Annotated in this window: 9 protein-coding genes; 6 read left to right on the top strand and 3 right to left on the bottom strand. The window is 73.3% G+C overall.

Translation table 11 applies throughout. The features are described from left to right. Nucleotides 1-321: 321 nt before the first annotated feature. Both glgX and treY read left to right on the top strand, forming a co-directional pair. Entirely contained in the window at nt 322-2430 is a 2109-nt protein-coding gene (gene glgX / locus O2W20_RS21775; RefSeq protein WP_269173830.1) for a glycogen debranching protein GlgX, read from the top strand. Further along, nucleotides 2427-4775 carry a malto-oligosyltrehalose synthase gene (gene treY / locus O2W20_RS21770; RefSeq protein WP_269173831.1) on the top strand — a complete coding sequence of 783 codons (2349 nt, stop codon included), beginning with the start codon at nt 2427-2429 and terminating at the stop codon, nt 4773-4775. Before glgX ends, treY begins: the two co-directional genes overlap by 4 nt. 47 nt (nt 4776-4822) lie before the next feature. Here treY and O2W20_RS21765 read toward each other — a convergent pair whose 3' ends face one another. Genes O2W20_RS21765 through O2W20_RS21755 form a run of 3 tightly spaced genes read right to left on the bottom strand, consistent with a single transcriptional unit; the run spans nt 4823 to nt 7781 of the window. Then, nucleotides 4823-6034, bottom strand: a complete 1212-nt coding sequence (locus tag O2W20_RS21765) for an ABC transporter permease (RefSeq protein WP_269173832.1) — start codon at nt 6032-6034, stop codon at nt 4823-4825. Next, complete coding sequence (locus tag O2W20_RS21760; protein ID WP_269173833.1) at nt 6031-6759, bottom strand: ABC transporter ATP-binding protein; 729 nt, start codon at nt 6757-6759, stop codon at nt 6031-6033. The genes O2W20_RS21765 and O2W20_RS21760 overlap by 4 nt, the downstream gene beginning before the upstream one ends. Continuing rightward, nucleotides 6756-7781 (bottom strand): efflux RND transporter periplasmic adaptor subunit, encoded by a 1026-nt coding sequence (locus tag O2W20_RS21755; RefSeq protein ID WP_269173834.1) that lies wholly within the window; start codon nt 7779-7781, stop codon nt 6756-6758. The genes O2W20_RS21760 and O2W20_RS21755 overlap by 4 nt, the downstream gene beginning before the upstream one ends. Nucleotides 7782-7997: 216 nt before the next feature. On the opposite strand from O2W20_RS21755, the gene treZ reads away from it, so the two are divergent. The 4 genes from treZ (at nt 7998) to O2W20_RS21735 (ending at nt 13353) form a co-directional block, all read left to right on the top strand. Beyond that, nucleotides 7998-9749, top strand: coding sequence for a malto-oligosyltrehalose trehalohydrolase (gene treZ, locus O2W20_RS21750; protein ID WP_269173835.1), 1752 nt, complete (start codon nt 7998-8000; stop codon nt 9747-9749). A 2-nt stretch (nt 9750-9751) separates the two neighbouring features. Further along, complete coding sequence (locus tag O2W20_RS21745) at nt 9752-10462, top strand: dihydrofolate reductase family protein (protein ID WP_269173836.1); 711 nt, start codon at nt 9752-9754, stop codon at nt 10460-10462. Nucleotides 10463-10626: 164 nt separating this feature from the next. After that, the gene (locus tag O2W20_RS21740; RefSeq protein ID WP_269173837.1) at nt 10627-12153 is read left to right on the top strand and encodes an HNH endonuclease signature motif containing protein; all 1527 of its coding nucleotides are present in this window, start codon (nt 10627-10629) and stop codon (nt 12151-12153) included. Nucleotides 12154-12279: 126 nt separating this feature from the next. Next, on the top strand, nt 12280-13353 hold the full coding sequence (locus O2W20_RS21735; RefSeq protein ID WP_269173838.1) for an ATP-dependent DNA ligase: 1074 nt from the start codon (nt 12280-12282) through the stop codon (nt 13351-13353). The last annotated feature ends 12 nt before the right edge of the window (nt 13354-13365 follow it).

The raw sequence follows: 13365 nt of genomic DNA, 5'->3' as shown, positions 1-13365 counted from the left end.
GCCGCACCCGGGCGCCGACGCCCTCCCGGCCCGCCGCGGAGGGCGTCGTCGTCCCGGGGGGCGGCGGGCGTCGTCGGCGCCGCAGCGGAGCCCTCGGGTCGGCCCGGCGGGTCGTGCGGCGGGGTCGGGTGGACCGGCCTTGGCAGACTCACCCCGAGGACCGCCCGCGATCGTCCTCCGAACGCCGACGGTGTCCTGCGCGTCACAGGTGTGCGGAGGACCGGACGCGGGCATCCGACGACGAACCCCCCGGTTCAGCCGTGACGACCCGCGCCCCCCGCCCCGAGCCCAGGGGCGACCAGCTCAGGAGGACGAACTTTCATGACCACCCAGGTGTGGCCCGGTTCCGCATATCCCCTCGGGGCGACCTACGACGGCACCGGCACCAACTTCGCGATCTTCAGCGAGGTGGCCGAGAAGATCGAGCTGTGCCTGTTCGACGAGGCAGGGAACGAGGAGCGCATCCGCCTCCCCGAGATGGACGCCTACGTCTGGCACGCGTTCCTCCCCGGCGTCCAGCCCGGCCAGCGCTACGGCTTCCGCGTGCACGGCCCGCACGACCCCGGGCAGGGGCACCGCTGCAACCCGAACAAGCTGCTGCTCGACCCCTACGCCAAGGCCATCGACGGCCAGGTCGACTGGGACGAGGCGGTGTTCGGCTACCACTTCGCCACCGGCAAGAAGAACGACGACGACTCCGCGGCGCACATGCCGAAGTCCGTCGTGATCAACCCCTACTTCGACTGGGGCGTGGACCGTCCACCGAAGACCCCGTACAACAAGACGGTCATCTACGAGGCGCACGTCAAGGGCCTGACGATGACCCACCCGCGGATCCCCGAGGACCTGCGCGGCACCTACGCCGGCGTCGCCCACCCGGCGATCATCGAGCACCTGCAGGAGCTCGGGATCACCGCGATCGAGCTGATGCCGGTGCACCAGTTCGTGCAGGACGACACCTTGCTGCAGAAGGGCCTGCGCAACTACTGGGGCTACAACACGATCGGCTTCTTCGCCCCGCACAACGAGTACGCGCAGCAGACCGACGGCCAGCAGGTGCAGGAGTTCAAGGGCATGGTCCGGGCCATGCACGAGGCGGGCATCGAGGTCATCCTCGACGTCGTCTACAACCACACCGCCGAGGGCAACCACATGGGCCCGACGCTGTCCTTCCGGGGCATCGACAACTCGGCGTACTACCGGCTGGTCGAGGACGACGAGCAGTACTACATGGACACCACCGGCACCGGGAACTCGCTCAACGTCCGGACGCCGCAGTCCCTGCAGCTGATCATGGACTCGCTCCGCTACTGGGTCACCGAGATGCACGTCGACGGGTTCCGCTTCGACCTGGCGTCGTCCCTGGCCCGGCAGTTCCACGAGGTCGACCGGCTGTCGGCGTTCTTCGACCTCTGCCACCAGGACCCGATCGTCAGCCAGGTGAAGTTGATCGCCGAGCCGTGGGACATCGGTGACGGCGGCTACCAGGTCGGCAACTTCCCGGCGCTGTGGACGGAGTGGAACGGCAAGTACCGCGACACCGTTCGCGACTTCTGGCGGGGCGAGAACGCCACCATCGGTGAGTTCGCCAGCCGGATCACCGGCTCGGCCGACCTCTACCAGCACTCCGGCCGGCGTCCGGTGGCCAGCATCAACTTCGTCACCGCGCACGACGGGTTCACGCTGAACGACCTGGTCTCGTACCACGAGAAGCACAACGAGGCCAACGGCGAGGACAACAACGACGGCGAGAGCCACAACCGCAGCTGGAACTGCGGGGTCGAGGGCAAGACCAAGGACCCCGCCATCAAGGCGCTTCGGGCCCAGCAGCGGCGCAACTTCATCACCACGCTGATGCTGTCCCAAGGCGTCCCGATGCTGCTGCACGGCGACGAGCTCGGCCGCACCCAGGGCGGCAACAACAACGGCTACTGCCAGGACTCCGAGCTCACCTGGATCGACTGGGAGGACATCGACGAGGGCCTGCTGGAGTTCACCAAGCTGGTCACCAAGCTGCGCACCGACCACCCGACGTTCCGCCGTCGGCGGTTCTTCCACGGCCGCCCGGTGCGCCGCGCGGAGGGCGACCCGGTCCAGGACGTCGCCTGGTTCACCCACGCCGGTGAGCTGATGAGCGAGGAGGACTGGGACGCCCACTACGCCAAGTCCATCGGCGTGTACCTCAACGGCCACGGGATCCGGTCCACCGACGAGCGGGGCGAGCCCGTCGTCGACGACTGCTTCTACCTGGTGTTCAACGCCTGGCACGAGGACATCGAGTTCACCCTGCCCAGCAGCGAGTACGCCGAGGGCTGGACGGTCGTGGTGGACACCGCGGAGATGAGCGAGGTCGATCCGCTGGTGGTGAAGGCCGGTGACACGTTGACCGTCGCGGCGCGCGCCACCGTCGTCCTGCAGGCCGCCCCGTGACCCAGCCGGCCGCGAGTCGCCCGGCCGAGAGCCGACGCCGGGAGGTGCCGGCGAGCACCTACCGGCTGCAGGTCACCGCCGACTTCACCCTCGACGACGCGGCGGCCGTGGCCGGCTACCTGGCCGACCTCGGCGTGACCCACGCGTACTCCTCCCCGCTGCTGCGCTCGGCAGCGGGGAGCACGCACGGCTACGACACGGTCGACCACGCGCACATCGACGAGCCGCGCGGCGGGCGGGCCGGTCTCGACCGGTTCGTCACCGCGCTGCACGAGCACGGGCTCGGCCTGGTGCTGGACCTGGTGCCCAACCACATGGGCGTCAGCGACCCGGCCGAGTCCCGCTGGTGGTGGGACCTGCTCCAGCACGGGAAGGAGTCGGCCCACGCCGACGCCTTCGACGTCGACTGGGACTTCGGCGGGGGCAGGATCCGGATCCCGGTGCTGGGCAGCGCGGACGACGTCTCGGAGCTGCAGGTCGCGGAGACCGCCGACGGCCCCGAGCTGCACTACTACGACAACCGCTTCCCGATCGCCCCGGGCACCGCCGGGGGCACGCCCCAGGAGGTGCACGACCGGCAGCACTACGAGCTGGTCGACTGGCGGCGCGCGGACGACCAGCTGAACTACCGGCGGTTCTTCGCGATCAACACCCTGGCGGGACTGCGGGTGGAGGACCGGGACGTCTTCCGCGCCACCCACGCGCTGATCGTCCAGCTGGTGGAGAACGGCGCGGTCGACGCACTGCGGATCGACCACCCTGACGGGCTGGCCGACCCGAAGGGCTACCTGGACCTGCTGGCCGAGGCGACGGGCGACCGGTGGACCGTGGTGGAGAAGATCCTCGAGCCCGGCGAGGAGCTGCCGGAGAGCTGGAAGACGGCCGGGACGACGGGGTACGACGCGCTCGCCGAGGTCGACGACGTGCTCGTCGACCCCGCCGGCGAGGCGTTGGTCACCGCGCTGGACTCCGAGCTGGCCGGCGGGCCGGTCGACTATGCCCAGCTCGTGCACGACTGCAAGCGCGAGGTCACCGACGGCATGCTGGGGTCGGAGGTGGCCCGGCTGCACCGGATCGTCGGTGAGCTGCCCGGGGTGTCCGCCGAGCAGGTCACCGAGGGCCTGGCCGAGCTGCTGGCCGGCTTCCCGGTCTACCGCAGCTACCTGCCCGACGGCCGCGAGCACCTGGACGCCACGGTGGCCGCGGTGAAGCTCCGCCGACCCGACCTCACCGCCGCCGTGGACGCCCTGCACCCGCTGCTGGGCTCGGCCGGCACCGAGCTGGCCACCCGGTTCGAGCAGACCTCGGGCCCGGTGATGGCCAAGGGGGTCGAGGACAGCGCCTACTACCGGTGGTCGCGGTTCGTCGCGCTCAACGAGGTGGGCGGTGACCCGGCCCGGTTCGGGACGACGGTGGAGGAGTTCCACGCCGCCCAGCAGCACCGCCTGGAGGTCAAGCCGGCGTCGATGACGACGCTGTCCACCCACGACACCAAGCGCAGCGAGGACGTGCGGGCCCGGCTGGCCGTGCTCGCCGAGGTGCCGTCGGAGTGGGCCGGCCTGGTGCACGGCTGGCTGGACCGGCACCCGCTGGCCGACCGCCCGCTGGCCCACCTGGTGTGGCAGAACCTGATCGGCGCGTGGCCGCTGTCCCGGGAGCGGGCGCACGCCTACGTGGAGAAGGCAGCCCGGGAGGCGGGCACCTCGACCACCTGGACCAACCCGGTACAGGAGTTCGAGGACCAGCTGCACGCCCTGGTGGACGCCGCGTTCGACGACGCCACCACGCACGCGGAGATCGAGCGGTTCGTGGCCCGGATCGCGCCCTTCGGCTGGTCGAACTCGCTGTCGCAGAAGCTGCTGCAGCTGACCGCCCCCGGGGTCCCGGACGTGTACCAGGGCAGCGAGCTGTGGGACTTCTCGCTGGTCGACCCGGACAACCGGCGTCCGGTCGACTACGGGCTGCGCCGCGAGCTGCTGGCCCGGCTCGACGGTGGCTGGGTGCCGCCGGTCGACGAGACCGGTGCGGCCAAGCTCCTGGTGGTCTCCCGGACGCTGCGGCACCGCCGGGACGTCCCCGAGGCCTGGTCGGGGTACACCCCGGTGCCGGCCCGCGGTCCAGCGGCCGACTCCGTCGTCGCCTTCGACCGCGGCGGCGTGGTCACCGTGGCGACCCGGCGGCCGGTGCACCTGGCCGAGACCGGCTGGGGCGACACCTCCGTCGGCTCGCGGACCGGGGCCTGGCGGGACCTGCTCACCGGCACCCGGCTGGTCTCCGACTCCGGCGGCATCCGGCTGAGCGAGCTCTGCGCACAGCTGCCGGTCGCCCTGCTCGTCCGGGACTGACCCGGCCCGGTCCTCGCCACCAGACCGGGGTGGCGAGGACCGGACGGTCAGAACCGGATCGCGTCGATCACCTTCACCCGGACGGCGATCAACGCGGGCACCAGGCCGGCCAGCGCGCCGACGGCGGTCGCCGCGACCAGCCCCTCGACCGCCGCCGAGACCGGGAAACCGGGTGCGTCGACCAGCGGGACGCCGCCGGCCAGCCACCGCTCCAGCGGCAGGTTCCGGACGATCGCCACCGACAGCGCGACAGCGGCGAGCCCCGCCAGGGCGGTGGCCACGACGCTCTCCAGCACGACCGCGGAGAAGACCCGCGCCGAGGTCGCCCCGAAGCTCCGCCGGACGCCGATCTCCCGGATCCGCTGGCGGACGGTGACCAGCCCGATGTTCAGCACCCCGAGACCACCGAGGGCCAGCACCACCAGCCCGGCGGCGCGGACGGCGAGCCGGAGCTTTGCGATGGTGTCCTCCAGGTTCTCCGGGTCCTGCCGGTAAGCCTGCACCTCCGCACCGGGCAGCAGCCGCGCCAGGTCTGCCTGGACCGCCGTGACGACCGCGTCGGCCTGCGCGGAGGGCACCCAGAGCTCCAGCGTGGGCGGCGACCAGAACCCCGGGACCCCGGCCGCGGTGACGGCGTCACCGGCCGAGGAGTCGATCCGGTAGGCGCTCGGGAAGCCCTCGTTCCAGTCGAGCACCCCGACGATCGTGGCCAGCACCGGCTGGGGGCCACCGATCACCACGGTCGGCCGGGTGCTGAGGTCCGGCACGCCCAGCAGCGTCAGGAAGTCCCGGTTGACCACCAGCGCCGGCGACAGGCTCTGCCGGTCACCGTCGCGGAACCAGCGGCCCTCGACCGGCTGGATGCGGTGCAGCGGTCCGTAGGACGGCGAGACGCGCCTGGTCTCCACGGCCTGCGTGCCCCCGGGGAACCGGTAGAGCCCGTTCTCCTGGGCGAGGGTGGCCACCGCCTGCTCGGGGAGCCCGTACCGGGTCACCAGCGCATCGACCCCGGCGTCCCACTGCTGCTGCGGCACGCTCCCGGTCATCGGGTCGTAGGCGGAGACGCCGATGGTCGCCGTCCGCCCGCCGCTGGCCTCGGCCTGCTCCTGCTGCACCTGCGCGGCGATCTGGCCCAGCGCCGTCACCGTGGTCATCGCCAGGACGGCCAGGAAGACCCCGACCAGCGACAGCAGCACCCGGGCCTTGTGCACCCGGACCTCGCCCCACGCCTCGCTGAGCGTGCCCAGCAGCCCGGTCATGCGTCGGTCCGGTCACTGGTCGCCGCAGCGAGCGCGTCCCCGGCCGGGACCGGGGTGAGCCGGCCGTGGTCGAGCCGGAACCGGCGCCCGGCCAGGGCGGCCACCGAGAGGTCGTGGGTGATCGTCACCAGGGCGGCACCGTTCTCGGCGGTCACCTCGGCCAGCAGCGCCATCACGGCAGCCCCGGTCTCGACGTCCAGCGCACCGGTCGGCTCGTCGGCGAGCACCACCCGGGGCCCGCGGACCAGTGCCCGGGCGATCGCCACCCGCTGCTGCTCACCGCCGGAGAGCTTCTCCGGCACCGACAGCGCACGGGGGCCGAGGCCGACCCGGTCGAGCATCGCCCGGGCGGTCCGGTTGCGGGTGAGGAAGTCCCGGCCGCGGGCGTAGAGCAGCGGCGCGGCGACGTTCTCCTCGGCGGTGCGCCGCGGCAGCAGGTTGAACTGCTGGAAGACGAAGCCGAAGGTCTCCCCCCGCAGCCGGGACCGCCGCCGTCCACCGAGAGCGTCGGTCGGCTGCCCGTCCAGCAGGTAGGTGCCGGCGGTCGGGCTGTCCAGCAGGCCCAGCACGTTGAGCAGCGTGGACTTCCCCGAACCGGACCGGCCGACGATCGACACGTGCTCGCCGGCCGCGATGCTCAGGTCGACGCCGGCCAGCACCGGCAGCAGGCTCCCGTCGGGCAGCCGCACGTCCCGGCCGATCCCGGACAGCTCCAGCAGGCTCACCCGTACGGCCCGCCCATGCCGTAGGGGTCGGCGGCCGCGTCGTCGGGCACCGGGACGAACTCCAGCACCGACTCCCCCTCGGTCAGGCCGCCGGTGATCTCCACCTGCTGCCCGTCGGTGAGCCCCAGGGTGACCGGTCGCTCCTCGGGGGCGCCGTCGGCGCCGGGCACCCAGACCACGCCGTTCTGCACCGAGCCCTGCACCGCGGTCACCGGCACCACCAGCGCGTCGGCGACCTCGCCGGCCTGGACGGCCACCGTCGCCGCCATCCCGGAGAAGACGGTCACCCCGGCCGGGACGGCGCACCGGGCGGTGGTGGTGGCGGTGATCGGCATGCCGGTCATCGGGTCCACCCCCGCGCTGGCCTGGTCCTCCCCGCTCGGCGGGGCACCGAGGGTGAGCCCGGTGCAGGTGAACGGCGCCGGACCGCCGGTGACCGTGACCTCGGCGGTGGCGGGCGGGCTCAGCAGCCGGAACTGGTCGGCCTGGGAGAGCGATGCGGTCACCGAGAGGGTGCCGGGGGAGATCGTGCCGACGGCGTCCCCCACGGCGACCACCTGGTCCTTCAGGACGTCGAGGGTGGCCAGCCGGCCGGCCGCCGTCGCGGTGACCGTCACCACCTTCACCAGCGGGTCGCGCGGGGTCGAGGTCGGGTTGCCCTCGGCGTCCGAGCCGACGACCGGGTCGCGCTCCTCCTCGAACCGGACGTCCAGCAGCTCGTCGCCGACCGCCACCGGAGCCCCGGCGCTGACGTGCAGCCGGCTCACCGTCCCGGCTGCGGTCGCCTTGACCGGCACCGCCGGGTCGGCGGCGATGGAGCCCTGCACGGAGACGGTGTTGGTCACCGTGCCGCGGGCGACCGGGATCGAGGGCGACCCCAGGTCCACGCCGGGGGCGCTGGTGGCGCCGGTCGGGTCGGTCCCGCCACTGCCGCGGAAGGCGAGGACGACGAGCGCCACCGCGATCACCGCCCAGATCAGGATGCGCAGCACGGGCAGGACCCAGGTCCGGACCACCGTCATGTCGGCTCTCTTCGTCGCGCGGAACGGAAGCGTGCAGAACCTAGCGGCCGGGAGGCCACCCTGTGGTCATCCCGGCGACGGGATCGCCGCCCTGAGCAGGTCGTCCTCCAGGTGGACGCGGTCCGGCCCGAGACGTGCGCACCGGCGACGGTTGACGGCCGGGCGCCCGGGCATGATCGACCTGCCCGTCCCCCGCACCGCCCTGGAGGCCCCCGCATGTCCGAGCCCGTCGAGTTCACCGTCTGGGCGCCGCTGCCCGCGCGGGTCCGCCTGCAGGTGGACGGCGAGGTGCACGACATGCAGCGGGACGACGCCGGCTGGTGGCACGCCACGGTCCCCGCCTCCCCCGACTCCGACTACGGCTACCTGCTCGGCGACGACCCGACGCCGCGCCCCGACCCGCGCTCCCGCCGTCAGCCCGACGGTGTGCACGGTCTCTCCCGCCGCTTCGACCCGTCCGCCCACCGCTGGGGCGACGGCGCCTGGACCGGGCGCCCGCTCGCCGGTGGCGTCGTCTACGAGCTGCACATCGGCACCTTCAGCCGCGAGGGCACCTTCGACGCGGCGATCCGGAACCTGGACCACCTGGTCGACCTGGGCGTCGACTTCGTCGAGCTGCTGCCGGTGAACGGCTTCAACGGCACGCACAACTGGGGCTACGACGGCGTCGCCTGGTACGCGGTGCAGGAGACCTACGGCGGGCCCGCGGGCTACCAGCGCTTCGTCGACGCCTGCCACCAGCGCGGCCTCGGCGTCATCCAGGACGTCGTCTACAACCACCTGGGGCCGTCGGGCAACTACCTCCCGGAGTTCTTCCCGGTCTTCGCCGAGGGGGCGAACACCTGGGGCAACTCGATCAACCTCTCCGGTCCGGACTCCGACGAGGTGCGGCGCCACATCCTGGACAACGCGCTGATGTGGCTGCGCGACATGCACGCCGACGGCCTGCGGCTGGACGCCGTCCACGCGCTCGTCGACGAGCGGGCCACGCACGTGCTCGAGGAGATGGCCGCCGAGGTCGCCCGGCTCTCGGTCGCCGAGGGCCGCCCGCTCACCCTGATCGCGGAGAGCGACCTCAACGACCCGCGGATGGTCACGCCCCGGGTGGCCGGCGGCACCGGCCTGGACGCGCAGTGGAGCGACGACTTCCACCACTCCCTGCACGCCCAGCTGACCGGCGAGGGGCAGGGCTACTACGCCGACTTCGAGGCGGCCGGGCTCGGCGGGCTGGCGAAGGTGCTCACCGGCGCGTTCTTCCACGCCGGTGACTGGTCCAGCTTCCGTCGGCGGCACCACGGTCGCCCGGTGGACACCGCGGCCCTGCCGGGCTGGAAGTTCCTCGCCTACCTGCAGGACCACGACCAGATCGGCAACCGGGCGGTCGGCGACCGGATCTCCGCCTCGCTCTCCCCCGGCCTGCTCGGCGTCGGCGCCACCCTGGTGCTGACCAGCCCCTTCACCCCGATGCTCTTCATGGGCGAGGAGTGGGGCGCCGCCACCCCGTGGCAGTTCTTCACCAGCCACCCGGAGCCGGAGCTGGGCCGGGCCACCGCCGAAGGCCGGATCGGCGAGTTCGCCGAGCACGGCTGGGACGCCGCCGTGGTCCCCGACCCGCAGGACCCGGAGACCTTCACCCGCTCGAAGCTGGACTGGTCGGAGCTGGACCGGGAGCCGCACGCGCACGTGTTCGCGGTGCACAAGGCGCTGCTCGCGCTGCGCCGCCGGCACCCGGAGCTGGTCGACCCCGACCTGTCCGCGGTGCAGGTGCACTGGGACGACGCGGACCGGTGGCTGGTCGTGCACCGCGGGTCGCTGCGGGTCGTCGCCAACCTGTCCGAGGAGCCGCGGGAGATCGACCTGGACACCGCGGCCACCCAGGTGCTGTTCGCCAGCGGGGAGCTGCCCGAGCTGGACGGGGCGCAGGTGACGGTGCCGGCGGAGAGCGCCGTCGTCCTGGCCACCCACTGAGCGTGCCGCCGCTCCCGCAGGACCCGGCCGAGCTGGCCGACGCCTACCGGTTGCCGGCCGGCCGGCACCTGCGGGTCAACTTCGTGGCCTCGCTCGACGGCGCGATCAGTGTCGACGGCCGCAGCGGCGGGCTGGGGTCGGACGGCGACCTGCGGGTGTTCCGCACGCTGCGCGCGCTCGCCGACGCCGTCCTGGTCGGCGCCGGGACGGCGGCGGCCGAGGGCTACCGGCCGGTGCTCCCCGACTCCGCCGTCGGCCGGCTGCGGGCTCAGCTCGGCCGCCCGGCGGTCGCCCCGGTGGTGGTCGTGTCCCGGCGGGCGTCCCTGCGACCGGACGACCAGCTGGCCACCGCTGCCGTCACGCCGACCCTGCTGGTCACCTGCGCCGCGGCCGACGCCGACCGGCGGGCGGCGCTCACCGGCGCCGGCGTCGTGCTGCTGGTCTGCGGCGACGACGACGTCGACCTGCCGACCGCGCTGGACGCCCTGGCCGAACGGGGTCACGAGCAGGTGCTGTGCGAGGGCGGTCCGGCGCTGTTCACCGCCGCCCTGGCCGCCGGGGTGGTCGACGAGCTGGACCTGTCGATCGCCCCGCTGCTGGTCGGCGGCGGCCCCGGTCTGTTGCCGTCGGCTCTCCCGGCACCGCCCCGGGCCGAGCTCGTGCAGGCGCTCACCGAGGACGGCGTCCTGTTCACCCGCTACTCCCTGCGCTGAGGCCCGGGCCTCAGCACCACGTGGTGCAGGACGTGGGCGCGCGAAGCCGACGACGCGGCGGGGCCGGCCAATCGCTCCCAGCCGGCAGGCAGATCCCTGGGTTGTTCACCGCCCCCACTTCGTCGGGCCGAAGACTGTCAGACCTCGTACGTATGTTCGAATGCGTGACGACGACGGCGATGCCTCCGGGGTTCTGGGGTGTGGCGGTCGACGTCTTCTTCACGGGCACGGCGCACGGCGCGCGGGAGGCTGCTCCCTCCGATGAGCAGCTGGCTGTCCGACTGCGGTCGGTGCAGCGCCAGCGGGCGATGGGCGCCGCGGAGGAGGCTGAGCTGATCCTGGCCCTGGCTGGCCGGCGGCCGGCGGCGCTGGACCCGGATGGCCCCGGTGCCCGCCGGCCGGGCTGGGCCAGTGAGACCGGTGGCGCGGAGATCAGCGAGTTCTTCCTCGCCGAGCTGTCCGCGGTCCTCAACCTCGGCCGTGGGACGGCGGCGGTGCGGCTGCGGCGGGCGCTGACCTGGTCGGAGAAGTTGCCCGCCACCTTCGCCGCCCTCTCCACCGGGCAGCTGGACGAACGCCGGGCCCAGGTGCTCGCCGACGTGCTGGAACACACCCCGGCCGAGATCGCCGGGCAGGTCGAGGCCGCATTGCTGGGTGAGGCGCGCGATCTCTCGGTGGCCCGGCTGGAGAAACGGGCCACCGAGGAACTGCTTCGTCTCGATGCCGCCGCTGCCGAGGAACGCCGGGAGGCCGCCGCGAAGAACGCCGACGTGCGGATCTTCCCCTCCCCCACCGACGGGCGATCGACGCTGGCCGCGGACCTGCCCACCGACGAGGCCGTGGAGTGCCACGACCTCGTCGACCAGTTGGCCCGGATGCTCAAGGCCGACGGCGACCAGCGGCCCATCGGCGCACTCCGCGCACACGTCCTGTCCACGCTGATCCGCCGCCCGGCCGACTCCGGGCTGCCCGCGGTGGCCGCGAACGTCACGGTCACCGCGGACCTGGACGCCCTGGCCGGTGCGAGCAGCACCCCGGGTGAGGTGAACGGGCTGCCGATCACCGCCGCCCACCTCCGCGAACTACTGGCCCGGGTCGGTGCGCTGGGGCTCACCACCCCCGACGGCGGCAGCCTCACCTACGCCCTCATCGGACCCGACGGGCAGCTGCTGGCCACGATCACCCCGGCTGAACTGGGCCGCCTCGCCCGCCGTGGCTGCCCGCACCACCCCGACCGCGGCGATGGCAGCGGCGATGGCAGCGCCAGCCAGCCGTGCGGTTGTCCGGTGCTCGGCCCGCCACCGGCCACCACCGCCTACACCCCCACCGAACGCCAGCGGTCGTTCGTGATCACCCGCGACCGGCGCTGCCGGTTCCCCAACTGCGGGCAACGGGTCGGCTGGACCGACCTGGACCACGTCACCGCCCACGCCTGCGGCGGCCCCACCGATTGCACCAACCTCTGCTGCCTGTGCCGCTCTCACCACCGACTCAAGACCTTCGCCCCTGGCTGGCAGTACCGCCTCGACCGCGACGGCACCCTGCACGTCACCACCCCCTCCGGGGTCACCCGCATCACCCGACCACCCGGCCAGCGCCCACCCGACTCCCGACCACCGGACACCCCCACGCGGCAGTCCGGACCACCACCGGGAGCAGTACCACCGGCCGACGACCCACCGCCCTTCTGATCCGTCGACGAGGCCGGGCTGCGCAGCCGACCTGCGCGGCTCGATCGTGCCGCCGATGCCTGCTGCCCGCTTCTCGCGGCGCGGACCGGCTGCCTCGGCGTCGTCCCGACTGCTTGACTGGCCGGCATGGACCTGCCCGTGAGCCCTCCGGTCAAGCCGATGCTCGCCAAGCCCGTGGCGAAGCTCCCCACCGGTGACGGCTGGTTCTACGAGCCGAAGTGGGACGGGTTCCGGTGCATCGTCTTCCGGGACGGCGACGAGGTCGAGCTGGGCAGCCGCAACGAACGCCCGCTGACCCGCTACTTCCCCGACGTCGTCGAGGCGGTGAAGGCGCAGCTGCCCGAGCGCTGCGTGGTCGACGGCGAGATCGTCGTCCCGCGTGGGGACCGGCTGGACTTCGAGTCGCTGCTGCAGCGGATCCACCCGGCCGCCTCCCGGGTGACCCGGCTGGCCACCGAGACCCCGGCGTCCTTCGTCGCGTTCGACCTGCTGGCACTGGGCGACGAGTCGCTGCTGGCCACGCCGTTCGCCGAGCGGCAGGCCCGGCTGCGCGAGGCGCTGGCCGGTGCGCAGGCACCGGTCTACGTCACCACGGTCACCTCGGACGCCGAGGTGGGGCAGCGCTGGTTCGCCGAGTTCGAGGGCGCCGGCCTGGACGGCGTCATCGCCAAGCGGGGTGACCAGCCCTACTCCCCCGACCAGCGGGTGATGACCAAGGTCAAGCACGTCCGGACGGCGGACTGCGTGGTGGCCGGCTTCCGCTGGCACAAGAGCGGGCCGGTGGTCGGCTCGCTGCTGCTGGGCCTCTACGACGACGCCGGCGCGCTGCAGCACATCGGCGTCGCGGCGTCCTTCTCGATGAAGCGCCGGGCCGAACTGGTCGAGGAGCTGGCGCCCCACCGGGCCGAGGCGCTGGACGGGCACCCCTGGCAGGACTGGGCGAACGCCCAGACGGACACGGACGGCGAGCACCGGATGCCGGGGGCCACCAGCCGCTGGAACGCCGGCAAGGACCTGTCCTGGGTGCCGCTGCGGCCCGAGCTGGTGGTGGAGGTCAAGTACGACCAGCTGGAGGGCAGCCGGCTGCGGCACACCGGCCACTTCCTGCGCTGGCGCCCCGATCGGGACCCCCGGTCGTGCACCTACGAGCAGCTGGAGGTCCCGGTCCGCTACGACCTCGCCGAGGTCCTCGGCGGCTGAGGAGCAGCCGGG

Source organism: Modestobacter sp. VKM Ac-2982 (assembly GCF_026967935.1).
Classification (GTDB): Bacteria; Actinomycetota; Actinomycetes; order Mycobacteriales; family Geodermatophilaceae; genus Modestobacter.
The sequence above is the reverse complement of the archived record's forward strand: the minus strand, read 5'-3'. Positions and strand labels throughout refer to the sequence as shown.